This is a genomic window from Pantoea sp. GCM10028869 (genome assembly GCF_042666835.1).
Lineage (GTDB): Bacteria > Pseudomonadota > Gammaproteobacteria > Enterobacterales > Enterobacteriaceae > Pantoea > Pantoea leporis.
The window spans coordinates 105,510-129,080 of the sequence record NZ_JBHTGO010000004.1; the positions used below are offsets into that span (position 1 = coordinate 105,510).

At 55.9% G+C, this 23,571-nt stretch carries 19 protein-coding genes; 15 read left to right on the plus strand and 4 right to left on the minus strand.

The features are described from left to right. The first annotated feature begins 260 nt into the window (after nucleotides 1-260). The 5 genes from purL (at nucleotide 261) to glnB (ending at nucleotide 8,612) form a co-directional block, all read left to right on the plus strand. Nucleotides 261-4,151, plus strand: a complete 3,891-nt coding sequence (gene purL, locus ACFQW4_RS11860; RefSeq protein WP_377725510.1) for a phosphoribosylformylglycinamidine synthase — start codon at nucleotides 261-263, stop codon at nucleotides 4,149-4,151. A 610-nt stretch (nucleotides 4,152-4,761) separates the two neighbouring features. Next, nucleotides 4,762-6,189: a HAMP domain-containing sensor histidine kinase gene (locus ACFQW4_RS11865; protein ID WP_101763467.1), complete on the plus strand. Its 1,428-nt coding sequence runs from the start codon at nucleotides 4,762-4,764 to the stop codon at nucleotides 6,187-6,189. A gap of 3 nt (nucleotides 6,190-6,192) precedes the next feature. Then, nucleotides 6,193-6,864 carry a two-component system QseEF-associated lipoprotein QseG gene (gene qseG, locus ACFQW4_RS11870; RefSeq protein ID WP_110868273.1) on the plus strand — a complete coding sequence of 224 codons (672 nt, stop codon included), beginning with the start codon at nucleotides 6,193-6,195 and terminating at the stop codon, nucleotides 6,862-6,864. A gap of 2 nt (nucleotides 6,865-6,866) precedes the next feature. Then, nucleotides 6,867-8,198 (plus strand): two-component system response regulator GlrR, encoded by a 1,332-nt coding sequence (gene glrR, locus ACFQW4_RS11875; RefSeq protein ID WP_101763469.1) that lies wholly within the window; start codon nucleotides 6,867-6,869, stop codon nucleotides 8,196-8,198. A gap of 75 nt (nucleotides 8,199-8,273) precedes the next feature. Then, a complete protein-coding gene (glnB, locus tag ACFQW4_RS11880) occupies nucleotides 8,274-8,612 on the plus strand; it encodes a nitrogen regulatory protein P-II (protein WP_007886217.1) in 339 nt (112 codons plus the stop codon). 51 nt (nucleotides 8,613-8,663) lie between these two features. Here glnB and hmpA read toward each other — a convergent pair whose 3' ends face one another. Then, the gene (gene hmpA, locus ACFQW4_RS11885; RefSeq protein WP_222184432.1) at nucleotides 8,664-9,848 is read right to left on the minus strand and encodes an NO-inducible flavohemoprotein; all 1,185 of its coding nucleotides are present in this window, start codon (nucleotides 9,846-9,848) and stop codon (nucleotides 8,664-8,666) included. Nucleotides 9,849-10,187: 339 nt separating this feature from the next. Here hmpA and glyA point away from each other — a divergent pair, with 339 nt between their 5' ends. After that, the gene (gene glyA, locus ACFQW4_RS11890; protein ID WP_101763471.1) at nucleotides 10,188-11,441 is read left to right on the plus strand and encodes a serine hydroxymethyltransferase; all 1,254 of its coding nucleotides are present in this window, start codon (nucleotides 10,188-10,190) and stop codon (nucleotides 11,439-11,441) included. A gap of 128 nt (nucleotides 11,442-11,569) precedes the next feature. Then, entirely contained in the window at nucleotides 11,570-12,709 is a 1,140-nt protein-coding gene (locus ACFQW4_RS11895) for a 3-phenylpropionate MFS transporter (protein ID WP_377725515.1), read from the plus strand. Here the strand turns inward: ACFQW4_RS11895 and csiE are convergent. Next, on the minus strand, nucleotides 12,706-13,974 hold the full coding sequence (gene csiE, locus ACFQW4_RS11900) for a stationary phase inducible protein CsiE (protein ID WP_377725516.1): 1,269 nt from the start codon (nucleotides 13,972-13,974) through the stop codon (nucleotides 12,706-12,708). The two genes, ACFQW4_RS11895 and csiE, sit on opposite strands and share 4 nt — an antisense overlap. 155 nt (nucleotides 13,975-14,129) lie before the next feature. Between csiE and ACFQW4_RS11905 the strand changes: the two genes are divergently transcribed. The 3 genes from ACFQW4_RS11905 (at nucleotide 14,130) to ACFQW4_RS11915 (ending at nucleotide 16,932) form a co-directional block, all read left to right on the plus strand. Next, on the plus strand, nucleotides 14,130-14,756 hold the full coding sequence (locus ACFQW4_RS11905) for a DUF1007 family protein (RefSeq protein WP_377725518.1): 627 nt from the start codon (nucleotides 14,130-14,132) through the stop codon (nucleotides 14,754-14,756). Then, the gene (locus ACFQW4_RS11910; RefSeq protein ID WP_377725520.1) at nucleotides 14,747-15,727 is read left to right on the plus strand and encodes a nickel/cobalt transporter; all 981 of its coding nucleotides are present in this window, start codon (nucleotides 14,747-14,749) and stop codon (nucleotides 15,725-15,727) included. The genes ACFQW4_RS11905 and ACFQW4_RS11910 overlap by 10 nt, the downstream gene beginning before the upstream one ends. A gap of 191 nt (nucleotides 15,728-15,918) precedes the next feature. Then, a complete protein-coding gene (locus ACFQW4_RS11915; protein WP_101763476.1) occupies nucleotides 15,919-16,932 on the plus strand; it encodes a hypothetical protein in 1,014 nt (337 codons plus the stop codon). Nucleotides 16,933-16,970: 38 nt separating this feature from the next. On the opposite strand, the gene suhB is transcribed toward ACFQW4_RS11915, so the two are convergent. Beyond that, nucleotides 16,971-17,774 carry an inositol-1-monophosphatase gene (gene suhB / locus ACFQW4_RS11920; protein WP_008108283.1) on the minus strand — a complete coding sequence of 268 codons (804 nt, stop codon included), beginning with the start codon at nucleotides 17,772-17,774 and terminating at the stop codon, nucleotides 16,971-16,973. 121 nt (nucleotides 17,775-17,895) lie between these two features. Here suhB and trmJ point away from each other — a divergent pair, with 121 nt between their 5' ends. From trmJ to sseB, 5 genes are all read left to right on the plus strand, one after another. Next, the gene (trmJ, locus tag ACFQW4_RS11925; protein WP_110868266.1) at nucleotides 17,896-18,639 is read left to right on the plus strand and encodes a tRNA (cytosine(32)/uridine(32)-2'-O)-methyltransferase TrmJ; all 744 of its coding nucleotides are present in this window, start codon (nucleotides 17,896-17,898) and stop codon (nucleotides 18,637-18,639) included. Nucleotides 18,640-18,774: 135 nt separating this feature from the next. Continuing rightward, a complete protein-coding gene (iscR, locus tag ACFQW4_RS11930; protein ID WP_008108287.1) occupies nucleotides 18,775-19,272 on the plus strand; it encodes a Fe-S cluster assembly transcriptional regulator IscR in 498 nt (165 codons plus the stop codon). Nucleotides 19,273-19,360: 88 nt separating this feature from the next. Then, entirely contained in the window at nucleotides 19,361-20,533 is a 1,173-nt protein-coding gene (locus ACFQW4_RS11935; RefSeq protein WP_377725523.1) for an IscS subfamily cysteine desulfurase, read from the plus strand. Nucleotides 20,534-20,595: 62 nt separating this feature from the next. Next, nucleotides 20,596-21,882, plus strand: coding sequence for an aminopeptidase PepB (pepB, locus tag ACFQW4_RS11940; protein ID WP_101763480.1), 1,287 nt, complete (start codon nucleotides 20,596-20,598; stop codon nucleotides 21,880-21,882). A 49-nt stretch (nucleotides 21,883-21,931) separates the two neighbouring features. Then, complete coding sequence (gene sseB / locus ACFQW4_RS11945; protein WP_101763481.1) at nucleotides 21,932-22,699, plus strand: enhanced serine sensitivity protein SseB; 768 nt, start codon at nucleotides 21,932-21,934, stop codon at nucleotides 22,697-22,699. Nucleotides 22,700-22,729: 30 nt separating this feature from the next. On the opposite strand, the gene sseA is transcribed toward sseB, so the two are convergent. Then, nucleotides 22,730-23,569, minus strand: coding sequence for a 3-mercaptopyruvate sulfurtransferase (gene sseA / locus ACFQW4_RS11950; protein WP_222233806.1), 840 nt, complete (start codon nucleotides 23,567-23,569; stop codon nucleotides 22,730-22,732). Between the last annotated feature and the right edge of the window lie 2 nt (nucleotides 23,570-23,571).

The following is a 23,571-nucleotide window of genomic DNA, read 5'->3' on the forward strand; positions in this document are numbered from 1 at the left end:
CGTAATGGCTCACAGGCCTCTGTCTTTTAAAGGCAGTATTTATGTTGTTTTAACTCCCAGAGCGAGGGGCATTTTGCGCAACAAAAAGGGGCAGGGCAACTTTTATAGCAAGAATTGTGCAAAATTCAGCCAAACGCCAGGTGCCAGAATTTATGCGCAAACGGTTTCGTAACCCGAGCTGTTTCTCTATAATACCGCCCGTTTTCCCCTGTTGCGCCCAATGAAGCGTCGCCCGGCACTTCAAAGACGAGAGATCTTTAATGATGGAAATTCTGCGTGGTTCGCCCGCTCTGTCGGCATTTCGTGTAAACAAACTGCTGACCCGCTTTCAGGACGCTCACCTTCCGGTGAGTGATATTTACGCCGAGTACGTCCATTTTGCCGATGTTAGTGCACCGCTCAGCGCGGATGAGCAAGCCCGCCTGCAACGCCTGCTGAAATACGGTCCTTCTCTCGCCGAACATGCGCCACAAGGGCGTCTGTTGCTGGTAACGCCGCGTCCCGGCACCATTTCACCGTGGTCATCGAAAGCCACCGACATCGCCCATAACTGCGATCTGCCACAGGTCTTGCGTCTAGAGCGCGGTATGGCCTTCTATGTGCAGGCACCTGAGCTGACGGAAGCACAGTGGCAGCAGCTGGCGAGCCTGTTGCATGACCGCATGATGGAAACGGTGTTCGCTGATCTCAACGATGCGCAGCAGCTGTTTGCTCACCATCAGCCGCAGCCGCTGAAAAGCGTTGACGTGCTGGGCGCAGGCCGCAGCGCGCTGGAGCAGGCCAACACCACGCTGGGTCTGGCGCTGGCTGATGATGAGATCGATTACCTGCTTGATGCCTTTACTAAGCTGGGCCGCAATCCAAACGACATCGAGCTCTACATGTTTGCGCAGGCAAACTCCGAGCACTGTCGTCACAAGATCTTCAATGCCGACTGGATTATCGACGGCGAAAAGCAGCCAAAGTCGCTGTTTAAAATGATTAAAAACACCTTTGAACATAATCCTGAGCACGTGCTGTCTGCCTATAAAGACAACGCTGCGGTAATGGAAGGTTCTGAGGTTGGCCGCTTCTACGCCGATGCGCAGAAGGGCGAATATGAATTCCATCAGGAAGCCGCACATATCCTGATGAAAGTTGAAACCCATAACCACCCAACCGCCATTTCACCATGGCCGGGTGCCGCGACCGGTTCTGGTGGCGAAATTCGTGACGAAGGCGCAACCGGACGTGGCGCGAAGCCCAAAGCCGGTCTGGTCGGTTTCTCGGTATCGAACCTGCGTATTCCGGGCTTTGAACAGCCGTGGGAAGAGGATTTCGGTAAGCCGGATCGCATCGTCACCGCGCTGGATATCATGACCGAAGGTCCATTGGGCGGCGCGGCGTTCAACAACGAATTTGGTCGTCCAGCCCTGAACGGCTACTTCCGTACCTATGAAGAGCGCGTTAACAGCCACAATGGCGTGGAGCTGCGCGGCTATCACAAACCCATCATGCTGGCGGGCGGCATCGGTAACATCCGTGCCGATCACGTGCAGAAAGGCGAGATCGTGGTCGGCGCCAGGCTGATCGTGCTGGGGGGCCCGGCTATGAACATCGGTCTGGGCGGCGGCGCGGCATCGTCAATGGCATCAGGCCAATCGGATGCCGATCTCGACTTTGCGTCAGTACAGCGCGACAACCCAGAGATGGAACGTCGTTGCCAGGAAGTGATTGACCGCTGCTGGCAGCTGGGCGAAGCCAACCCGATTCTGTTCATCCACGACGTCGGCGCGGGCGGCCTTTCGAACGCCATGCCTGAGCTGGTGAGCGACGGTAATCGTGGCGGTAACTTCAACCTGCGCGACATCCTCAGCGATGAGCCAGGCATGAGTCCGCTGGAAGTATGGTGTAACGAGTCGCAGGAACGTTATGTGCTGGCGGTCGCGCCGGAGAAACTGGCGCTGTTTGACGAGCTGTGTCAGCGTGAACGCGCGCCTTATGCGGTCATCGGTGAAGCCACCGAAGAGCTGCATCTGAACCTCGCCGACAGCCATTTCGACAACAAGCCAATCGACATGCCTCTCGACGTACTGCTGGGCAAAACACCGAAGATGACGCGTGATGTTGCCAGCCAGCAGGCCAACGGCGAAGCGCTGCAGCGTGACGGGATTAGCGTAGCGGATGCGGTGTATCGCGTGCTGCACCTGCCGACCGTGGCGGAAAAAACCTTCCTGATCACCATTGGTGACCGCAGCGTAACCGGCATGGTGGCGCGCGATCAGATGGTAGGACCGTGGCAGATTCCGGTCGCGAACTGCGCCGTCACCACCGCCAGCCTCGATAGCTATCACGGTGAAGCATTCTCGCTTGGTGAACGTGCACCCGTCGCATTGCTCGACTTCGCGGCTTCAGGTCGCCTCGCCGTCGGTGAAGCGCTGACCAACATCGCCGCAACCTCCATTGGTTCGCTACAGCGCGTTAAGCTCTCTGCGAACTGGATGGCCGCCGCCGGTCATCCAGGCGAAGACGCGGGCTTGTACGCGGCGGTTAAAGCGGTCGGCGAAGAGTTGTGTCCCGCGCTGGGTATCACCATTCCGGTGGGCAAAGACTCGATGTCGATGAAAACCCGCTGGCAGCAAGGTACTGAGCAGCGCGAAATGACCTCGCCGCTGTCGCTGGTGATCACCGCCTTTGCGCGCGTGGAAGATGTGCGTCGCACCGTGACGCCGCAGTTGCAGGCGGATCAAGACAACCTGCTGCTGCTGGTGGATCTCGGCAACGGCGCGAACACCCTTGGCGCGACTGCGCTGTCGCAGGTTTATCGTCAGCTGGGCGATAAGCCTGCCGACGTGCGTGATGCTACGCAGCTGGCGGGCTTCTTCAACGCCATTCAGGCGCTGGTGGCCGAGCAGAAACTGCTGGCTTACCACGACCGTTCTGACGGCGGCCTGCTGGTCACGCTGGCGGAGATGGCCTTCACCGGTCACTGCGGTATCGAAGCCGATATTGCCGCGTTGGGCAGCGATGCGTTAGCCGCATTGTTCACCGAAGAGCTGGGCGCGGTGCTGCAGATCAACGCAGCGGATCGTGCAGCCGTCGAGAAGGTGTTCGCTGACCACGGTCTGAGCGCTAACCTGCACGTGATTGGTAAAGCCCTGCCAGGCGATCGCTTCGTGATCCGCTCTGGCGACAGCGCGGTGTACAGCGAAAGCCGTAGCACGCTGCGTACCTGGTGGGCAGAAACCACCTGGCAGATGCAGCGTCTGCGTGATAACCCAGCCTGTGCCGATCAGGAGCATGAAGCGAAGAAAGACGATAACGACCCAGGTCTGAACGTCCATCTGACCTTCAAACCAGAAGAAGATGTTGCGGCACCGATGATTGCGACGGGCGCACGTCCGCGTGTGGCAGTGCTGCGTGAGCAGGGCGTTAACTCACACGTAGAGATGGCCGCCGCCTTCCATCGTGCGGGCTTTACTGCAGTTGACGTGCACATGAGCGATCTGCTGGCGGGCCGTCGCGGTCTGGAAGAGTTCCAGGCGCTGGTCGCCTGCGGTGGCTTCTCGTACGGTGACGTGCTGGGCGCGGGTGAAGGCTGGGCGAAATCCATCCTGTTCAACGGCCGCGTGCGTGATGAGTTCGAAAACTTCTTCCATCGTCCACAAACACTGGCACTTGGCGTGTGTAACGGTTGTCAGATGATGTCGAACCTGCGCGAGCTGATTCCAGGAAGCGAGCTGTGGCCACGCTTTGTACGCAACCAGTCCGAGCGTTTCGAAGCGCGTTTCAGCCTGGTTGAAGTGGCGGCGAGCCCATCGCTGCTGCTGGATGGCATGGTCGGATCGCATATGCCAATCGCGGTATCGCACGGTGAAGGTTTTGTCGAAGTGCGTGACGGCGCGCATCTGGCACAGCTGGAGAGCAAAGGTTTGGTGGCGCTGCGCTTTGTCGATAACTTCGGCAAAGTGACAGAAAGCTATCCGGCTAACCCGAACGGATCGCCTAACGGCATCACTGCGGTAACCAACGAGAGCGGACGCGTCACCATTATGATGCCGCACCCAGAGCGTGTGTTCCGTACCGTGAGCAACTCCTGGCATCCGGCAGAGTGGGGCGAAGACAGCCCGTGGATGCGTATCTTCCGCAACGCGCGTAAGCAGTTGGGATAACAAAACAAAGGCCGCTAAACAGCGGCCTTTTTTATTCTGCGCGTTTTGCAGGTCCGCCATTCATGGCGACCTTACTAAAATCCGCATAATCTTCAAACTGTCGGAAAATAACGACAATCCCGCCAATACGTTGTCGTCAAAAGGTGACATTTAACTGATTGATTTATATAGCAAGTAAATTACCACGACAAACACGTTGCTAATCAGCGACACTTTTCACAGACCGTCCGGTCCGCTTTTCTCTAGGAGAGTGCTTCGTCTCTGGCATTCCTCTGATAATAAACGCTATTTATTTATTGGCACGATACTTGCTATACTCCCTACGTGGCTCATTCACCTGTTTATGATTGCCCCGCTTCAGCGGCTGAGCTCATAAAAACCGAATGACGCACCAAACGGAGCCTGTCGTCCACCTCACCGATAATCGTTTGCTTTGCAACGTTATCAAACATCGGGCGCAACGTTGAGTTAGGCTCCACCTATTTTGCAAGCGATGCTGCGGCGTCGCTCTCACGGCAGGCCAAAAGGCCTGCCGTTTTCATATCTGGCCTTTCTTCCGTTTTGATACTTCGCTAGCATGCCTGCAGCTCACATTTAAGGAAGCGCGGTTGTGATGAAATGGCGTCTGTTTCCCCGATCCCTGCGGCAGCTAGTGTTAATGGCTTTCCTGCTGGTACTGCTGCCGTTACTGGTGCTGGCATGGCAAGCGTGGGAAAGTCTTTCGGCGTTAAGCAACCAGGCGGCGGATACCAACCGCAATACCTTTACCGATGTGCGTCGCAGCGAAGCGATGGCGCGTACCGCGCTGGAGCTGGAGCGCAGCTACCGCCAATATTGCGTGCTCGGCGATGCGTCGCTGGCGAAGCTGTATCAAACGCAGTGGACGCGCTACGGCCAAATGCTCAGCAGTCACGCTGCCAGTTTGCCCGATCTGCCTTCCTTCAAAGTGCTGCAAACCACCTTGCCTTCGCTGCAGCAACTGCAGTGCGATAACGGCAATCCTGAGGCGCAAGCCGCCAGCGCGCTGGAGCGTTTTTCCGATACCAACACGCAAATGGTGCAGGCAACGCGTGAAGTGGTATTTTCGCGCGGCTTACAGCTGCAGCGTGAAATCGCCGATCGCGGTCAGTTTTTTGGCTGGCAGGCGCTGATTCTGTTCCTGATTAGCCTGGTGCTGGTTTTGCTGTTCACGGGGATGATCATCGGTCCGGTGAAGCGGGTTGAACGCATGATCAATCGATTGGGCGAAGGTAAGGCGCTGGGCGATAGCGGCAGTTTCCGTGGTCCGCGTGAGATTCGTTCGCTGGGGCAGCGCATTGTCTGGCTGAGTGAGCGATTAAGCTGGCTGGAAGAGCAGCGCCACGAATTTTTGCGCCACCTGTCGCATGAGCTGAAAACGCCGCTTGCCAGCCTGCGTGAAGGCACTGAACTGCTGGCCGATCAGGTCGCTGGACCACTTAATGCCGAGCAGCAGGAAGTGGTGGCGATTCTCGATACCAGCAGCCGTCATTTACAGCGGCTGATTGAGCAGTTGCTCGATTATAACCGCAAGCTGGCCGATGGACCGATGGCGCTGAAGCCTGTGGCGCTAAATGAGATCATTGATTCGGTGGTAAAAGTGCACTCGTTGCCAGCCAATGCGCGTGAGATGACCACCCACGTTGATCTGCAAGTGCATCACTGTCTGGCGGAAGCGACGCTGCTGCAGCGGGTGATCGACAACCTCTATTCGAACGCCGTGAACTACGGCAGTGAATCCGGTAACATCTGGCTGCAGAGCCAGCAGAAGGGCAACCAGGTGTGGATTGAGGTGGCAAACACCGGCACACCGATTCCGGCTGAAGAGCAGGCGATGATTTTTGAGCCCTTTTATCAGGGCAGCCAACAGCGCAAAGGGCCGGTTAAAGGCAGCGGGCTGGGCTTAAGCATCGCCAAAGATTGTCTGCGCAGGATGCACGGCGATCTGCAGTTGGTAACGCGCAAGGATGCGGATGTCTGTTTTCGTATCATTCTGACGACCAGCGCCGGGAATGCCTGATTAATGAAATTAACCCTATTCAAACTTGTGGCCAGTGCAGTGCTGGTTTTCGGCCTCAGCGCCTGCCAGGCACCGTCACAAGATCGTACGCAGCATAATGGCGTTAGCGTGCCTGAACCGGAGGTACGCCTGCCGGATTATCTGGCGACCGATTGCCAAAACGTGTGGCAAATCGAAACGCCAGCCGCCGCAGGCAATCCGCTCTATTGGCAGCGCGCCATGGATTGCGCCGAGCGCTTATCGCCGGCCGAAGCGCGTGCAGAAGCGCGTCGTTGGCCGGTGCAAGGCTGGGCGCGCGCCTTCAAGCAGGGCATCTTGCTCGCGAACGGTAACGTCACGCCAGTTGAGCGCCGTGATTTCGTCACTACCTTAGACGGTTACAGCGCGGCTTATCCGACGTCGGTGCGTCCGCTGCTGCAGCTGTGGCGCAGCAATCAGGCGGCCCAACTGGAGCTGAGCGAAGCGCGTGGACGCTACGCCGCTTTGCAGCAGAGCAATGACGCGGAGATGGATAACCTGCGCCAGCAGCAAACCAAAATGCGTCAGTCGCTGGCCGATACCCAACGCAAGTTAGAGCGTTTAACCGACATTGAACGCCAGCTGTCGTCGCGTAAAGCGCCTGATAGCAGCGACACATCGCACGGCGGCAGCGATGTGCAAAGTGAGGATCAGTAACCATGAAACAAGCCGCACGTTTATTGCTGGTGGATGATGATCCGGGCTTATTGAAACTGCTCGGCATGCGTCTGAGCAGCGAAGGCTATCAGGTGGCGACGGCCGCCAGCGGGCCGGAAGCGCTGCGCCATCTGCAGAAAGAGAAGGTCGACTTGGTGATCAGCGACCTGCGCATGGACGAAATGGATGGTCTGGCGCTGTTCGGCGAAGTGCAGAAACGTCATGCGGGCTTGCCGGTGATCATTCTCACCGCGCACGGTTCGATCCCGGAAGCGGTATCCGCCACGCAACAAGGCGTCTTCAGCTTTCTGACCAAACCGGTCGATCGTGACGCTTTGTATAAAGCAATAGATGAAGCGCTGGCCCAGCGCGCACCGATCAGCGATGACGGCTGGCGCGAAGCGATTGTGACACGCAATCCGCAGATGCTGCGGTTGCTGGAGCAGTCGCACATGGTGGCGCAATCTGACGTCAGCGTATTAATCAATGGTCAAAGCGGCACCGGTAAAGAAGTGCTGGCGCAGGCGATTCACGCCGCCAGCCCGCGCGCCACCAAGCCGTTCATCGCCATCAACTGTGGTGCGCTGCCGGAACAACTTTTAGAGTCCGAACTGTTTGGCCACGCTAAAGGGGCCTTCACTGGCGCGGTCAGCGCACGTGAAGGTCTGTTCCAGGCGGCGGAAGGCGGCACGCTGTTTCTTGATGAGATTGGCGACATGCCTCAGGCGCTGCAGGTGAAACTGCTGCGTGTGCTGCAGGAGCGCAAAGTGCGGCCGTTAGGCAGCAACCGCGATCTGGATATCAACGTGCGGATTATTTCCGCGACGCACCGCGATTTGCCCAAAGCGATGGAGAAGAAGAGTTTCCGCGAAGATCTCTACTATCGTCTTAACGTGGTGAATCTGAAAATTCCCGCGCTGCACGAGCGCGCTGAAGATATCCCGCTGCTGGCGAATCATCTGCTGCGCCAATCCGCCGATCGCCATAAACCTTTCGTGCGTAGCTTTTCGGTGGATGCGATGAAGCGGCTGGTCAGCGCCGCCTGGCCGGGCAATGTGCGCCAGCTGGTCAACGTGATTGAACAGTGTGTCGCGTTGAGTACCGCGCCGGTCATCGGTGATGCCCTGGTTGAACAGGCGCTGGCGGGGGAAAATACCGCGCTGCCGACTTTCGTCGAAGCACGTAATCAGTTTGAGCTGAACTATCTGCGCAAACTGCTGCAGATGACCAAAGGAAATGTCACTAACGCTGCGCGTCTGGCTGGACGTAACCGCACTGAATTCTATAAGCTGCTGTCGCGCCATGAATTGGACGCCAGCGAATTTAAAGAGTAGCTTGCTGCGGCAGCGTCAGGAACAATTATACTAACGGTATCCGTCCATCATGGAGGGAGTAAAAAAGGATCTGTCATGAAAAAGATCGATGCAATTATCAAACCATTCAAACTCGATGATGTACGTGAAGCCTTAGCGGAAGTGGGCATCACCGGGATGACCGTCAGTGAAGTGAAAGGCTTTGGTCGTCAGAAAGGTCACACTGAGCTGTATCGCGGCGCTGAGTACATGGTCGATTTTCTGCCAAAAGTGAAAATCGAAATGGTGGTAGGTGACGATATCGTCGATACCTGCGTAGAAACCATTATGAAAACCGCGCAGACCGGCAAAATCGGCGACGGCAAAATCTTCGTCTTTGACGTGGCGCGCGTAGTGCGTATCCGTACCGGTGAAGAGGACGAAGAGGCGATTTAAGCCCCTTCGCGCATTGCCTGTAAAAGCCTGCCTTGCGCAGGCTTTTTTGTTTTACAGCACCTTGTGCGGGCCAAATACTTCGTAGTGGATGCGATCGGCATTGATGCCGGCATCGACCAGTTGACGTGCGACAAACTGCATAAACGGCAGCGGACCACAGATCCAGAACTGACGATCGGCCTGGTTCAGCGCGGAGGATACGCTCGCCAAATCCATCAAGCCCTGCGCGTCGTAACGCCCGGCATCGGCACTTTCTGGTTGCCGATACCAAACGTGGCTGGTGAAGTTTGGCAGGCGTGCGCCAAGGGATTTCACCTCTTCAGCAAACGCATGCTGCGAACCGGCTTCCGCGGCGTGCAGCCAGTTAACCGCCGCCGCATGTTGCTGCTGCGCCAGAGTAGCCAGCATCGCCAGCATTGGGGTTTGGCCGACGCCAGCAGAGATCAGCGTAATCGGCGTAGCGGCTTCAGCCTGCAGGATGAAATCACCGGCTGGTGCCGCGCATTGCACGATATCGCCCACCTGCGCACGATCATGCAGCCAGCCCGACACGCTGCCCAGCGCTTCGCGTTTAACCGCGATGCGATAAAATTGCCCATTTGGCTGGTGCGTCAGCGAATACTGGCGATGCTGAATATTTTCACAGCCTGCCGGTTGTAGGCTGATGGCCAGATACTGCCCTGGCAGAAAGGTTGCCACCGGCTTACCGTCGTTTGGCACTAGTTCAAAACTCTTGATCACCGAACTCTCCTGATTGATAGCGCGAATACGAAAATCACGCGCACCGCGCCAGCCGCCGGTTTTCTCTTCGGAGGCCGAATAGATGGCTTCTTCACGCTGGATAAACACATCGGCCAGCACGCCGTACGCTTTGCCCCATGCGGTCAGCACTTCTTCACCCGGATGCAGCAGCTCATCAATCGTCGCCAGCAGGTTTTCACCCACAATCGCATACTGCTCGGGCTGAATGTTCAGGCTGGCATGCTTCTGCGCGATTTTCTCCACCGCCGGCAACAGCACGGCCAAATTTTCCAGGTTGCTGCCGTAAGCCACAATGGCGTTGAACAACGCTTCCCGCTGATTGCCGCTGCGCTGATTGTTCATGTTGAACACGTTTTTCAGTTCAGGATGTTGCGTCAGTAAACGTTGGTAGAAATGGCCGGTCAGCTGCGGTCCAACCTGGGCAATGGCGGGCAAGGTCGATTTGATGGTAGCGATGGTTTGCGCGTCGAGCATGGTGAAATCCTCAGAGTGAATTTAAACATGTATTTAAAATGCATCTTATGAGTAATCGAAGCGCCTGTAAATCCCTCGTTGTGATTAAGGATTAAGCAAGAAAGGTGCGGGCTGGCGCGCAAAGCTGAAATTCTTTCGCCATGAAAGTGAGCAAATTTCGTGATTTTCTGGCTTGCAAAAAAGCGTAAAAAACCCGTTCCAGCGCCATGCCAATCGTTTGCGCAAAAAGAGGGGATTGACGCTACCGTCACCTGTCAAAACCGTTTACACTGTTTGCCTTCGCCCCCTAGCCGGGGCCTAAACTGCCGTTAAAAAGTTAGCTGAGTCAGGAGAGTCCGGATGTTAAAGCGTGATATGAACATTGCCGATTATGATGCCGCGTTGTGGCAGGCTATGGAGCAAGAGAAAGTGCGTCAGGAAGAGCACATTGAACTGATTGCTTCTGAAAACTACACCAGCCCACGCGTAATGCAGGCCCAAGGTTCACAGCTCACCAACAAATATGCCGAAGGCTATCCGGGCAAACGCTATTACGGCGGATGTGAATACGTCGATATCGTTGAGCAACTGGCGATCGATCGCGCTAAAGAGCTGTTCGGCGCAGATTTCGCTAACGTACAGCCGCACTCCGGTTCTCAGGCCAACTTCGCGGTTTACACCGCGCTGCTGCAGCCGGGCGACACCATTCTGGGTATGAACCTGGCGCACGGTGGTCACCTGACGCACGGTTCCCCGGTAAACCTGTCGGGTAAGCTGTACAACGTTATCCCTTACGGCATCGATGAAACCGGCAAAATCAATTACGAAGAGCTGGCTGAGCTGGCACAAACCCACAAGCCAAAAATGATCGTCGGCGGCTTCTCTGCTTACTCTGGCGTGTGCGACTGGGCCAAAATGCGTGAAATCGCAGACAGCGTTGGCGCCTACCTGTTCGTCGATATGGCACACGTTGCGGGCCTGATCGCCGCAGACGTCTATCCGAACCCAGTTCCTCATGCCCACATCGTGACTTCAACCACCCATAAAACCCTGGCGGGTCCGCGCGGCGGCCTGATCCTGGCGAAAAACGGTGACGAAGAGCTGTATAAAAAACTGAACTCCGCGGTGTTCCCGGGTGGTCAGGGCGGTCCTCTGATGCACGTGATCGCCGGTAAAGCGGTGGCGTTCAAAGAAGCGATGGAGCCAGAGTTCAAGACTTATCAGCAGCAGGTGGCTAAGAACGCGAAAGCGATGGTGGAAGTTCTGCTGGAGCGCGGTTACAACATCGTTTCCGGTGGTACACACAACCACTTGTTCCTGATCGATCTGGTCAGCAAAAACCTGACCGGTAAAGAAGCTGATGCCGCTCTGGGCCGCGCCAACATTACCGTGAACAAAAACAGCGTACCTAACGATCCGAAGAGCCCGTTCGTGACCTCTGGCGTGCGTATCGGTACCCCAGCGGTGACGCGTCGTGGCTTCAAAGAAGCTGACGTTCGCGAGCTGGCTGGCTGGATCGCTGACGTGCTGGACAACATCAACGACGAAGCGACCATCGAACGTACCAAACAGAAAGTGCTGGAAATCTGCAGCCGTCTGCCGGTGTACGCGTAAGCTTTACGCTTCTCGATGCAGTGCAAAAAAGGATGGTGCAAGCCATCCTTTTTTATTGCCGTCGCAGCAGTGCTCTGACAAAGTAGCGCCCACTCGTGCTGCTCAGCAGCATTTTTGCTGGAGGGAATATGGCAATCGGCTCCGCCAAATGGCTCGGTTTGGGCTACTTCACTTACTTCTTCTGTTACGGCATTTACCTTCCTTTCTGGAGCGTGTGGCTCAAAGGCACCGGACTCGATGCAGAAAAAATCGGTCTGCTGCTGGGGTGCGGCATGGTGGCGCGCTTTGCCGGCAGTTTGCTGATTGCCTCGCAGGTAAAAAATCCCTCACAGCTGGTCACTGCGCTGCGCTTGCTGGCGCTGATGACGTGCCTGTTCGCTATCGGTTATTGGCTGGGACAACAGTGGATGTGGCTGCTGTTCGTGATGATCGGCTTCAACCTGTTTTTCTCACCGCTGGTGCCGCTGAGTGATGCGCTGGCCGCCACCTGGACGCAGCAAATCGGTCTGACATATGGCCCGGTTCGTTTGTGGGGCTCGCTGGCGTTTGTCATCAGCTCTGCCTTAACCGGCATGCTTGTCACGGCGTTCTCATCGCAGGCGATTCTGGTGCTGCTGTCACTGGGCGCGATCGGCATGTTAGGTGGGATGATGTTAACGCCAGCGACGAAGCCGCAGGGCAGTGAACGTCAGACGTCAACCGATGGTGGCTGGCAGGCATGGCGTGATTTGCTGCGCGAAAATGCGGTGTGGCGTTTCATGTTATGCGTGACATTGTTGCAGGGCGCGCATGCGGCTTACTACAGCTTCAGCGCGATCTGGTGGCAGGAGAGCGGTTATTCCGCGTCGATTATTGGCTACTTGTGGTCGCTGGGCGTGGTGGCTGAAATCATCATTTTTGCTCTCAGCAGCCGACTGTTCCGCCGCTGGAGTGCGCGCGATCTGCTGCTGTTATCAGGCGTGTGCGCCATTATCCGCTGGACAATGCAGGGATCCAGCACCGCGTTGCCGTTGCTGATCGTGGCGCAAATTCTGCACTGCGGCAGCTTTACCGTCTGCCATTTAGCTGCGATGCGGTTTATTGCCGCGCGCAAAGGCGCGGAAGTGATTCGTCTGCAATCGCTCTATTCGGCGCTGGCCATGGGCGGCGGTATTGCGGTGATGACTATGATTTGCGGCGTGTTATTTACGCATCTGCAAGGACATCTGTTCTGGGTGATGGCGTTAGTGGCGCTGCCGGCGCTGTTCCTGCGTCCGCGCGCCGCTTAACTCTCCAGCAACTGGAGAATACGCTGCTGCTGATGACGACTCAGCGGCAGCTCCGCCTGGATTAGCGGCGGTGAAAACAGCGGCAATGAAATGGCATACGGCGTGATCACCAGCGCGATATCGCGCGGCGCGCCTTCACGCTGAAAATGCACGACGTCCTGATAGCTGATGTTGATCGGTAGCAGCGTCATTTCCCGCAGCTGCTGCTCCAGCAACTGCTCCAGCGCCGCATCCGCGCCCGTCAGCAATAGCACCTGCTTTTCCTGCAATGCACTCTCCTGCATCAGCCAGGCACCAAATAACACCGCCACCAGACTTATCTCTTCAGCACTAAAGCGCGTGGCAAAGTTACGGCTGAAATGCTCAAGTGCGCGTTCCGTGGTACGCAGCAGACGCGGGTAGAGTCGTGCGACATCCAGCGCCACGCTGTTATCGATGCCGATGGCAAAATGGCTGCGATCCAGCGCCTGCGCCAGATGCGTAAAGAGTTGCTGAGTGAGTTCGGCGCGATTTCTGAAGGTGGTTTGTGCCAACTGCTCAAAGCGCGCAATCAGCGCTTCCACGGACTGCATCAGTTTTACCGCCTGCGGATGCTCCAGCTGCGTAGCGGTTGGCGCGTGAATCAGGCTAAATAGCAGCGTCCAGAAGTCGGTCTCGCTTACATCCGGCGCTAAGTGGCAGCGCTTCTGCCAGTGATGGATGACGTCGTCGGCGGCAGCTCGTTCGACTTTTTCCGCCAGCCACGCGCGCTGTCCGTCATTGAACAAGGCGTTTTGGCGCTGGCACAGCGCATACTTCATGAATATTTGCAGAAACAGGCGGTCGCGCGGGCTGAAGTCGCGCGCCAGACGCAGGCTGCAGTGCTGAATCAGCGCCTGCAGGTTGGTTTCATCCCACAGCGCTTTCTCGATTTTCAGGACTTTCAGGCGCTGACGCAGCACCGGGGCAAAATGCTCGCAGACAAAATCCTGCGACAAACGCAGCGCGCGTCGCAGCCAATGGATCAGGCACAGCCGCCTGTCCAGTTCCGTCCCGTGAATGCGGAAGCTGCCATCGACCATCTGGTGTAGCTCCAGTTGATGGTAACGCTGTATCTCCTCTCCCACATCCGCGATATCCTGTCGGGCGACAACAGGCGCCACGCCATTTAACTGGCAGAGCTTTTCAAGCGTCAACGCGGGAGCGGGCAGAAATAGCAGCAGTAACAGATGACAACGACGCTGGGAACGGCTGAAGAGTGGTGCAGAGGAGGATGCAGAACTCATCAATGGTTTATCCGCAGGTCACTTTTGAGCTAAGAATAGCTAACTCCACGCGGTAACCTTGCACTTTGTCGTGACTTTTGTTCAGAGCTTTAGGGCGGGTCACAATTTTTCTGGGCCACTCTACACTTCACTTTAAAATTGTTACTTTATAACACATGAAAATTGCACTCATTACGTTTACGCTGTTGTTCAGCACCGCAGCCTGGTCACATCCGCATAGCTTTATTGACATGAAAACCGAGTTCATCAGTGACAACCAACATCTTAGCGGCATGAAAATGGTGTGGACCATGGATGAGATAACCTCCGCCGATCTGTTGTACGACGCAGGTAAAGCCAAGCCCGGTGATGTGGTGTGGAAAAAGCTGGCGGCGCAGGTGATGGCAAATGTGCTCGGTCAGCACTATTTCACCGAAGTGTGGCAGGACAAAAATCGGGTTAAGTTTCTCAATCTGCCGAAAGAGTACAACTTATCTCGCAACGGCAACAAAGCGGTGCTGGAGTTTATCGTGCCGTTTGGCGAGCCGCAGTTATTGAGCGCGAAGCAGTATCGCATTCAGACTTTTGATCCCAGCTACTTTGTTGATATGTATTACGATAATCCACAGGCATTAATCATGGACGACACCGTTAAATCGCATTGCCAGATCGATCTGCATACGCCGAAACCGGATGACTCGCTGAAGCAATATGCGCTGTCGCTGGATAAAGCCGATGCGCCGCCAGAGGATATGGATCTTGGCCAGCAATTCGCCCAAACGGTGACACTGACATGTCACTGATTTCGCTTCCCTCCCGTTCACGTCGTTTATGGCCGCTGTGGCTGATGGCGGCGTTATTGCTGCTGGCGGGCGTGCTGCTGTGGCAGCACTGGTCGCAGATTTTGCTGCAAAGCGTGCTGTGGCAAAAAATCCTCAATCGCGAAATGACGCAGCTTTTGCAGCAGGTGGCTGAACAACCGCAGCAGGCGGGCGTGACGCTGATGCTGTTCAGCCTCGCTTACGGCGTGCTGCATGCGCTGGGGCCGGGACACGGCAAAGTGGTGATCACTACCTTTCTTGCCACCCATCCGGCAAAGTTGAAAACCAGCATGAAGCTAACGTTGCTGGCTGCTTTGCTGCAGGGCGGCGTGGCGATTGGTTTGGTGACGCTAATGCTGGTGGTGCTGCAAACCTCGTCGCGCCAGATGCATCTCGGCAGTTACTGGCTGGAGAAGGGCAGTTATCTGTTAGTCGTCGCGCTGGGTATTTGGGTCGGTTGGCGTGCATTGCGATCGCTGCGTCAGCAATGGCGTCCTCAGCCAAAGTTGCAGATCCACGCTATTCGCCCAGCGCATCAGCACGATGAACACTGCGGCTGCGGACATGCGCATCTGCCCAGCGCTGCGCAGATGGATCTGGCAGTTAGCGCTAAAACGCAGGCGCTGGTGGTGTTTTCCATGGGGCTGCGGCCCTGTTCCGGCGCCATCATGATGCTGCTGTTTGCCAAAGTGATTGGTGTGTATGCGTGGGGCGTCGCCTCTGCCGTGGCGATGGCGTTGGGCACTGTTGTGACGGTTTCGGCGCTCGGCTTGTTAGTGCAGCGCTCCCGTCTGCTGGCTCAGCGCTTAGGGCAGGCCGGCGGTACTCATCCTGCGACCAGGCTGCTGGTGCCGCTGCTCGCCATGTTAGGTAGCGTGCTGTTAATCGTTGCGGGCGTTGCATTATGGCAAAGTGCCTCGCCGGGCATCGGCGGTGGAATTCGTCCTTTCTGACATTAAGGATATTTGGGTAGTGTAAATATTCCACTGTTGCAAGTATTCTCCCCCTCAACAGTTAATTAAATATCTCCGCTTAGCGCGCTGGTGAAAATAGATTTCTCTGTCTAAGCTCAATTACACCAGTCAATATCCTGGTGGATTAGCAATTATAAAATTTCAGCGAAATATTCTGCGAGGAGAAAACGATGCCTGAAACTCGGATTAATAATGGCAGCGTAGATACGGTGCACGACGTGCATGGCGGCCTACCATTAAAACGTATTTCATGGAGCGCAGTATTTGCCGGCGTTATCGCTGCGCTAATCATTCATATTTTATTGGGGATATTGGGTACAGCGATTGGTGCAACAACCATCGATCCACAACAGGAACAAAATCCGCTGCAGCATCTGGGAACCGGCGCGTTAATCTGGACCGGCGTGAGTATGCTGATTGCCATGGGCGTAGGTAGCTACGTTGCGGGGCGTCTGGCGCAGCGCGAAGGGGCGATGCATGGTTTGTTGATGTTTGGTGTTAGCACCATTTTGACATTATGGCTCGCGATTACCCTGGCGACTGGCGTTATTGGCGGTGCGTTTAATATTTTAGGCGCCGGCGTAAATGCTGTTGGTAATGGAATTTCCGCAGCGGCGCCATCACTGACCAATATGGCAAAAGAGAAGCTGCAGGAAAGTAATATCAATTTAGATGATTTAAAAAACGAATTACAAACTACGCTGCGTCAAACCGGCAAGACAGAATTACAACCTGAGAATCTGCAAAAGGATGTAAATAACGAAGCCAATAACGCGCAAAATCAAGCAGAGCAAACGGCACAAAATCCACAGAATGCTGATAATGATCTGGCTAATTGGTTGAAAGGCGTTATGAATCGTCACTCAGATACATTGCAAGCTGCCGATCGTGATGCGCTGAAAAATATTATCAAAGCGCGCACCGGTAAAAGCGATCAAGAGGTTGAGCAGATTGTAACTCAAACCGAGGAGAGCTATAAAAAAGCCGTGCAACAGTATCAGGAGTTGAAACAGCAGGCGGAGCAAAAAGCCCGTGAAGTGGCTGAGCAAGCGGCGGCCGCAACGGCGAAAGCGAGCTGGTTCACCTTCTTTATGCTGGTGATTGAAGCAGTACTGGCAGCATTGCTGGGGCGCGTGGGTCGCAGGACGCAACCGCGTCAGGTATTAAGCCACGAACGTCGGTAACAAAAAAAAAGGCGGCTGATTCAGCCGCCTTCTCGCATTTAGCGCTTCAGCGCTTCACTCAACTCTTCACGCATCGATGCCAGCATTGCTTTCACTACGCGTGGGTTACCCGCAACGATGTTACCTGACATCACGTAACCGTGGTTGCCGGTAAAGTCAGTCACCAGGCCGCCCGCTTCACGCACCAGCAGCTCGCCCGCCGCAAAATCCCACGGCTTCAGGCCAATCTCAAAGAAACCATCAACGCGACCTGCAGCGGTGTAAGCCAGATCCAGCGCCGCCGAACCGGTGCGACGGAAATCAGCGCACTGGGTGAACAGTTTGCCAACGATGTTGATGTAAGGCGTTGCGTGCTGCTTCAACTTGAACGGGAAGCCGGTCGCCAGGATGGTGCCATCCAGATCGCGCGCCGTGCTGCCGCGCAGGCGATAGCCATTCAGCTGTGCGCCCTGGCCGCGTACGGCGGTGAAGAGTTCGTTGCGCATTGGATCGTAAACCACAGCCACTTCGGTGCGGCCTTTGATGCGCACAGCGATAGAAACGGAGAAGTGTGGTAAACGTTTGATGAAGTTGGTGGTGCCATCCAGCGGATCGATTACCCATTGAATGTCTTGATCTTCGCCCGCCAGCTCACCGCTTTCTTCGGTGATGATGGTGTGTTTCGGGTACGATTTACGAATTACTTCGATAATCAGACGTTCTGCGTCACGGTCAACATTGGTAACGAAGTCGTTGCTGCCTTTCTGGCTGGCTTCGACAGCGTCCGGGGTTTCATAATTCTTGGCAATTAAATTTCCGGCCTTGCGCGCGGCGCGCACGGCTATGTTGAGCATCGGATGCATCGGTATCTCTCGCTGGATGTTAAAGAACGGGGAAAACGGCGCGGAGTATATCAGCGTGTTCAGCAAATGTCCTCTTTTTATGTTAGGATGCGCGCCATCATTTCCCTGACCGCCTCTAATTATGCTGCAGAATATCCGAATCGTACTGGTAGAAACGTCGCACACCGGCAACATGGGCTCCGTCGCACGCGCGATGAAAACTATGGGCTTAACCAACCTTTATCTGGTCAATCCGCTGGTAAAACCAGATTCACAGGCCATTTCCCTCGCCGCCGGTGCCAGCGATGTCATTGGTAATGCGCGCATTGTCGATACCATGGATGAAGCCATTGCCGGTTGTAGTTTGGTGGTTGGCACCAGCGCACGTTCACGTTCACTGCCGTGGCCCATGTTGGATTCACGCGAGTGCGGCATTAAAAGCGTGGAAGAGGGGCAGCAGGCGCCGGTGGCGTTGGTGTTTGGCCGCGAGCGCGTGGGCCTGACTAACGAAGAGTTGCAGAAATGCCACTATCACGTCGCGATTCAGGCGAACCCGGAATACAGCTCACTGAATCTGGCGATGGCGGTGCAGATTATCGCTTACGAAGTGCGCATGGCCTGGCTGGACGCGCAGGAAAAAGCCGCGCCGACGGAAGAGCCGGTCGAATCACCGTATCCGCTGGTTGACGATCTGGAGCGCTTCTATCAGCACATCGAACAGATGATGCTGAACAGCGGCTTTATCCGTGAAGGCACGCCAAGCCAGGTGATGAGCAAGCTGCGTCGTTTATATACACGTGCGCGCCCCGAACGCGACGAACTGAACATCCTGCGCGGCATGATGGCATCGTTCGAAAAGCGCAAAGGTAATGTGGATAATAGTTGAGTAAAACAGTTGGTTAAATAGTTGAGCAATTTACTTGGTTAAATAGTTGACCGTTTTACTCAGGAATGTCAGACTGGCGTCAATTCTTCAGATAACCCGCCGATAACCGGACGGACGCTTACGAGGTTGTATGCTATGAGACTGACATCCAAAGGACGTTATGCCGTAACCGCTATGCTGGACGTTGCACTGCACTCCAATGAGGGCCCGGTGCCGCTAGCTGACATTTCTGAGCGTCAGGGCATCTCATTGTCCTATCTGGAGCAGTTATTCTCACGTCTGCGTAAGCACGGCTTAGTGGCCAGCGTTCGTGGTCCAGGTGGCGGTTATCTGTTAGGCAAAGATTCAAGCGCGATTGCTGTGGGCGCGGTTATTACCGCCGTTGACGAATCTGTCGATGCCACTAAATGCCAGGGCAAAGAGGGCTGCCAGGGCGGCGAGCGTTGCCTGACCCACGTTTTGTGGCGTGATCTGAGTGAGCGCATCAGCGACTTCCTCAACAACATCACGTTGGCGGAACTGGTGAATAATCAGGAAATCCTCGAAGTGGCCGATCGTCAGAATACCGTCGACAATCGTCGTTTCCAGCAGCATCGTGTGCAAGAAACCATTAACGTTAATCTGCGCGCTTAATCAGTTCTCCTTCGGCCTTTCCTGTTCATACGGGCGAGGCCGAATGTGCTATAAAGACGTATGATTTTTTATACGGAGTTTTAGCGCAATGAAATTACCGATTTACCTGGATTACGCAGCCACTACGCCTGCGGATCCGCGTGTTGCCACCAAAATGATGCAGTTCCTCACAATGGATGGCACTTTCGGTAACCCCGCGTCCCGTTCCCACCGTTTTGGCTGGCAGGCTGAAGAAGCTGTTGATGTGGCTCGCAATCAAGTTGCTGAGCTGGTCAATGCCGATCCCCGTGAAATCGTTTTTACCTCCGGCGCGACCGAAGCGGACAACCTTGCGATCAAAGGTGCCGCGCAATTCCATCAGGCGCGCGGCAAACACATTATTACCAGCCAAACCGAACACAAAGCGGTGCTCGACAGTTGCCAGCAACTGGCGCACGAAGGCTTTGATGTCACCTTCTTACAGCCCGGCAGCGACGGTATCGTTACGCCGCAGATGCTCGAATCTGCACTGCGCGACGACACGGTGCTGGTGTCGCTGATGCACGTCAATAATGAAACCGGTGTGATTCAGGACATCGCCGTACTCGGCGCGCTGTGCCGTGCGCGTGACATCCTGTTTCACGTTGATGCCACGCAAAGCGTCGGCAAATTGCCGATTGACGTCACTGAACTGCCGGTGGATTTGATGTCGTTCTCAGCGCACAAGCTGTATGGACCGAAAGGCATCGGCGCGCTGTGGGTGCGTCGTAAACCGCGTCTGCAAATTGATGCACAGATGCACGGTGGCGGTCACGAGCGCGGCATGCGTTCGGGCACGTTGCCGGTGCATCAGATTGTCGGCATGGGCGAAGCCTACCGGATTGCGCGTGAAGAGATGAGCAGCGAAATGGCGCGTCTGGCCGAGCTGCGCCAGCGTCTGTGGCGCGGTATTAGTCAATTGGGTAACGTGAACCTCAACGGTTCGCTGGAGCAGGGCGCTCCGAACATCCTCAATATTAGTTTTGCCCACGTCGATGGCGAATCGCTGATTATGGCGCTGAAAGATTTGGCGCTGTCATCCGGTTCCGCCTGTACCTCGGCCAGTCTCGAACCTTCCTATGTGCTGCGCGCGATGGGCGTTGAGCAGGAGCTGGCACACAGCTCGCTGCGTTTTTCGCTCGGACGCTTCACCAGAGCAGAGGAAATTGAGTACGCTATCGAGCTGGTTAACAAAGCGGTAACACGCTTGCGGGCACTTTCGCCTGCGGCAAACGCCCGCTAATTCATGCACCCCTTGCGCCGGTTCTGGCGCAAGGTGACACCTAACGCAAACGGAGCCACGCGATGACAACACAACCGATGATAATTACGCTCAGCTCCCAGGCCGCCGATGCGCGCTGGGGTGACAAAGCGCTGCTGAGCAGCAACGAAAGTGGCATGACCGTACACCTGACTGGCGCAGACGCGCTGATGAGCATCCAGCGCGCGGGGCGCAAGCTGGACGGGCAGGGCATTCGTCATGTCTCGCTGCAGGGCGAAGGCTGGGATGTGGAAAAGTGCTGGGCGTTCTGGCAAGGCTACCGCAGCCCGAAAGGCAAACGTCAGGTCGAGTGGCCGGAATTCAATGAGGACGATCAGGCTGAATTTGCACGTCGTCTGAAGATTGTTGACTGGGTGCGCGACACCATCAACCTGCCGGCGGAAGATCTTAGCCCGGAACAGCTGGCGCACAACGCGGTTGATCTGATCAACGAAGTGGGCGGCAAAGCAGTCAGCTATCGCATCACCAAAGGTGACGATTTGCGTGTTCAGGGTTACGCCGGTATCCACACCGTGGGCCGCGGCTCCACGCGCGCACCGGTGTTGCTGGCGCTGGATTTCAATCCAACTGGCGATGAAGATGCGCCGGTTTACGCCTGTCTGGTCGGGAAAGGCATCACCTTTGATACCGGCGGTTACAGCTTGAAGCAGAGCGCTTTCATGGACTCAATGAAGTCTGATATGGGCGGCGCGGCAACGCTGACTGGCGCACTGGCGCTGGCGATTTCACGCGGTCTGAATAAGCGCGTGAAACTGTATCTATGCTGCGCAGACAACATGGTCAGCGGCAACGCCTTCCGTCTGGGCGACATCATTCGCTATCGCAACGGTAAAACCGTGGAAGTGATGAACACCGATGCGGAAGGTCGTCTGGTATTGGCCGATGGCCTGATCGATGCCAGCGAGCAAAATCCTGAACTGCTGATCGATGCGGCAACGCTGACCGGCGCGGCGAAAACCGCGCTGGGTAACGATTATCACGCGCTGTTTACCTTTGACGATGTGCTGGCGGAATCGCTGCTTGGCAGCGCAACCGGCGAAAACGAAGCTTTCTGGCGTCTGCCGCTGGCCGAGTTCCATCGCAGCCATCTGCCTTCAAACTTTGCCGATCTGAATAACATCGCCAGCCCGTCACATGCGGCAGGTGCCAGCAGTGCGGCGGCGTTCCTGTCGCATTTCGTCAGCAAATACCAGCAAGGCTGGCTGCACATTGACTGCTCCGCGACGTACCGCAAAAGCGCGGTGGATCAGTGGTCCGCAGGTGCGACCGGTTTGGGTGTACGCACTGTCGCCAATCTGTTACTGAAATAATCCTCATCACGGCAGGCGCAAGCTTGCCGTCTTTTTTGGAATACGATAAATGAGTAACCGTCTTGAAGAGGTGCTGAAGCTGGCGGCTACTGAGCCTGCGCACCGTCCGGAATTTTTCCAGCTGCTGCTGGAAGCCGATGTGTGGGTGCCAGGCGAAAGTCCCGCCGAACAGTTTGATGCGACTTCGCCGGTCGAATTACAGCATTGGGAAAAAGAGGGTGGCGGCAGCGTGATCCCGTTCTTCACCTCGGAAGAGGCGATGGGCGAGGCCATCAAAGATGAACAACCTTACCTGCGCATGCCGGTGCGCACGCTGTTTGAAATCACGCAAGGCGAAACGCTGTTCCTCAATCCGAAACTGCCTGCGGGTAAAGAGTTTTCGCCGGGTGAAATCGCCCATTTGATTGGCGAAGAGGGCAGTGCGCTGAGCCAGCAAACCGTGCTGGAAGGTGGTCATGCGTTGCTGTTGTCCGAAGTGGCCGAGCCGCCAGCGCAGATGATTGATTCGTTAACGCAACTGTTTGCCAAGTACAAACAGGTACGCCGTGCTTACATCGCCAGCATTCGTGAAAGCGCTAGCGAAGCACCGAACCTGCTGATTGGTATCGAAGCTGATAGCGATATCGATGAGATTATTCAGGCGGCGGGCGGTGTAGCGACGGATACGCTTGCGGATGATGCGCCCATTGATATCTGTGAAGTGGTTAATGAAGATCGCGGCGTGAGCCACTTCTTTACTGCCCACATCACGCCGTTCTATGAACGTCGCTGGGGCAGTTTCCTGCGCGATTTTAAGGGCAGTCAGCGGATTATATAATGCGTGGTCGCCATTGATGGCGACCTGCTATCACTTCTCGATCGGTAAATCGTCGCGGCTGCCCCATTCGCCCCACGAACCGTCGTACAGCGTCACATCCCGCACACCCAGCGAGGTGAGCGCCAGAATCACCACCACCGCCGTGACACCCGAACCGCAGCTGGCAATCACCGGCTGATCCAGTTTTACCCCCGCCTGAGCAAACAGATCGCGCAGTTCCGCTGCCGGTTTCAATTCACCATTTACCACTAAACTGTTCCACGGCACGTTCAGGCTGTTGGGAATATGCCCGCGCAGCAAGCCCGGACGCGGTTCATCCACTTCGGCGTTAAAACGGTTCGCCGCACGGGCATCGACAATCTGCGCACCGCCTTCGTGGCTGATCAGCAGCACATCGGTCAGACGTTTCACCTGTGCGCTATCATAAGTCGCTTCGAATTCACCCTCCGGCAAACTAACCGGTCCGGTGGCGACATCGAAACCGGCTGCCTTCCAGCCCTGTAATCCTCCGGCCAGAATCGACACGTTTTCGCAGCCAAAGGCGCGCAGCATCCACCACGCACGCGGAGCCGAAAACAGGTTGCCTTCGTCATACACCACCAGATGTTTGTCCTGGCTGACGCCCAATTCGCGCATTGCCACCGCAAAGGATTCGGCGCGGGGCATCATGTGTGGATAAGCACTGGTGTGATCGGACAAGGCTTCAATATCGAAGAACGGCGCATTCGGCAGATGACCAGCCAGATATTCAGCCTGCACATCACGTACGGCTTCCTGGCCAGGCGGTAACATGCGGGCATCAAGCACCTGCAATGTTTCCTCGGTGTAATGTTCTTTCAACCAATCAGCGGACACAAATATGGCTGTCATAG

Excerpts from the sequence above, each read along its gene's own strand:
- purL (WP_377725510.1), top strand. The coding sequence starts at position 261 with ATGATGGAAATTCTGCGTGGTTCGCCCGCTCTGTCGGCATTTCGTGTA.
- qseG (WP_110868273.1), top strand. The coding sequence starts at position 6,193 with ATGAAATTAACCCTATTCAAACTTGTGGCCAGTGCAGTGCTGGTTTTC.
- glrR (WP_101763469.1), top strand. The coding sequence starts at position 6,867 with ATGAAACAAGCCGCACGTTTATTGCTGGTGGATGATGATCCGGGCTTA.
- glnB (WP_007886217.1), top strand. The coding sequence starts at position 8,274 with ATGAAAAAGATCGATGCAATTATCAAACCATTCAAACTCGATGATGTA.
- hmpA (WP_222184432.1), bottom strand. The coding sequence starts at position 9,848 with ATGCTCGACGCGCAAACCATCGCTACCATCAAATCGACCTTGCCCGCC.
- glyA (WP_101763471.1), top strand. The coding sequence starts at position 10,188 with ATGTTAAAGCGTGATATGAACATTGCCGATTATGATGCCGCGTTGTGG.
- ACFQW4_RS11895 (WP_377725515.1), top strand. The coding sequence starts at position 11,570 with ATGGCAATCGGCTCCGCCAAATGGCTCGGTTTGGGCTACTTCACTTAC.
- csiE (WP_377725516.1), bottom strand. The coding sequence starts at position 13,974 with ATGAGTTCTGCATCCTCCTCTGCACCACTCTTCAGCCGTTCCCAGCGT.
- ACFQW4_RS11905 (WP_377725518.1), top strand. The coding sequence starts at position 14,130 with ATGAAAATTGCACTCATTACGTTTACGCTGTTGTTCAGCACCGCAGCC.
- ACFQW4_RS11910 (WP_377725520.1), top strand. The coding sequence starts at position 14,747 with ATGTCACTGATTTCGCTTCCCTCCCGTTCACGTCGTTTATGGCCGCTG.
- ACFQW4_RS11915 (WP_101763476.1), top strand. The coding sequence starts at position 15,919 with ATGCCTGAAACTCGGATTAATAATGGCAGCGTAGATACGGTGCACGAC.
- suhB (WP_008108283.1), bottom strand. The coding sequence starts at position 17,774 with ATGCATCCGATGCTCAACATAGCCGTGCGCGCCGCGCGCAAGGCCGGA.
- trmJ (WP_110868266.1), top strand. The coding sequence starts at position 17,896 with ATGCTGCAGAATATCCGAATCGTACTGGTAGAAACGTCGCACACCGGC.
- iscR (WP_008108287.1), top strand. The coding sequence starts at position 18,775 with ATGAGACTGACATCCAAAGGACGTTATGCCGTAACCGCTATGCTGGAC.
- ACFQW4_RS11935 (WP_377725523.1), top strand. The coding sequence starts at position 19,361 with ATGAAATTACCGATTTACCTGGATTACGCAGCCACTACGCCTGCGGAT.
- pepB (WP_101763480.1), top strand. The coding sequence starts at position 20,596 with ATGACAACACAACCGATGATAATTACGCTCAGCTCCCAGGCCGCCGAT.
- sseB (WP_101763481.1), top strand. The coding sequence starts at position 21,932 with ATGAGTAACCGTCTTGAAGAGGTGCTGAAGCTGGCGGCTACTGAGCCT.
- sseA (WP_222233806.1), bottom strand. The coding sequence starts at position 23,569 with ATGACAGCCATATTTGTGTCCGCTGATTGGTTGAAAGAACATTACACC.